Annotated in this window: 1 protein-coding gene and 1 pseudogene; one reads left to right on the top strand and one right to left on the bottom strand. The window is 45.9% G+C overall.

Annotation, left to right across the window (positions count from 1 at the left end; genetic code table 11):
- The coding region (locus AC2JC8_RS05520; protein WP_484594320.1) for a cobaltochelatase subunit CobN at positions 1-1,337 on the bottom strand (1,337 nt) is incomplete at its 3' end.
- 68 nt (positions 1,338-1,405) lie between these two features.
- On the opposite strand from AC2JC8_RS05520, the pseudogene AC2JC8_RS05515 reads away from it, so the two are divergent.
- Positions 1,406-1,533, top strand: a pseudogene (locus AC2JC8_RS05515) (4-hydroxy-tetrahydrodipicolinate reductase); the annotation flags it as partial.

The raw sequence follows: 1,533 nt of genomic DNA, 5'->3' as shown, positions 1-1,533 counted from the left end.
GCTAGTTTCTTTTCAGCCCTTGGTTTTAAGCGCAGGTTGGCCCAGCGGATCGACCTTCCGGCGATTGCCTCAACACGATCTTGCAATGTGTGAGCTTTACCGGTGGCATCATCACGACCGCTTAGCACTATTGGTTCAATAGCCCCATCCAATTCAGGAATAGCTATTTGTAGTGCCACCTGCACTGGATGCAAACCAAGGTCACTACCTTCCCATTCCTGAGTTGTTTGAAACACTAATGGCAGTGCAACCATGTAGGGCCGGTTGAGTTTTTTCAGGGTTTCAATCGCCTTGGGATGGTCTTGGCGGGCCGGCCCCCCTACTAATGCAAATCCAGTTAGCGATACAGCGGCATCAACTAAGGCTTGATTTGGATTTAAGGGATCAAAAAAGTAACTAATTACCGGTTTAGAGAAATCTAAGCCGCCACAAAATACAGGAATTACCCTTGCGCCTCTGTATTCAAGTTCTTGAATTAGTGCAACGTAGTGAGCGTCGTCGCCTGTAACGATGTGGCTCCGCTGGAGCACAAGCCCTATCAATGGCCCAGAACCTAAATCACTGCGGCTATTGCTCCAATTTAGGTATTCTTTAATATCCTCAAACATCGCAGGAGCAAGAGGATGCCATATCCCCAGATCTAGGAATACAACAGGATCTAATACGTTTATATCTGCTCTTTCGCCTTCGCTAATCGGGTATACATATTTATCAGCAAGCATTAATAATAAATTTTTTAGATTATCTGGAGTTCCCCCTAGCCAATACTGAAAACTAAGCATAAAGCTTCTTGCATCTTGAGCTTTCTCAATTGGTAAATATTTCAATACTGTTGGCAAGGTATTTAATAATTTAAGCATCGCATCTTGAAAGCTGGCTCCCCCAGCTTCTTTGCGTTTGCGCATAAATTGGGCAATTGCACTTTTACTTTGGCCCAGTTGAGCCATTGTGAAACTACCCAACTTGTTCAATCGCATCACCTCTGGCATCGAGGGAAAGATCACCGTTGCCTTTAGGCGATCGCGATGGGGAGCAACCGCTTCAACAACTTTCTGAGCAAGATCTTCAATGAAGATTAAGGATGCAATGAATACATCAGCTGCAGCTACATCAGCGCAAAATTGTTCGTAATTTTCTTGATCTCTTAACTCCTCAATTAAGTAACCACAAAGCTCAACTGAAAAATCAACGGATTGATCATTTAGGGCGTTTGCCGCTTGGGTTAATGAATTTTGATATTGCGGTTCTAAAACTAGATAAACCACCCGCATAACATTCCGAGAGGCGTTGGGGCCTGGGCTCACCCTGCGACTGGCGGAACGAACTTGGGTAAACATGCAGCTCTGGTTTTGATCAGTAAAGATTACGGAGTAACAGTGCCTGGCGTTGAATTTCGCTCGAATCCATGAACAAGCCTATTCCAGTTGTAGTTGCCGGGGCGCTAGGCCGGATGGGAGCTGAACTCGTTAAAACTTTGCAGGCGTGCGCCGATTGTGAGTTGGTTGCCGCGATCGACACCACCCCAGGGCAGGA

The sequence above is a fragment of the Synechococcus sp. genome, from assembly GCF_982614295.1.
This window is presented reverse-complemented; position numbering and strand designations above follow the sequence as displayed.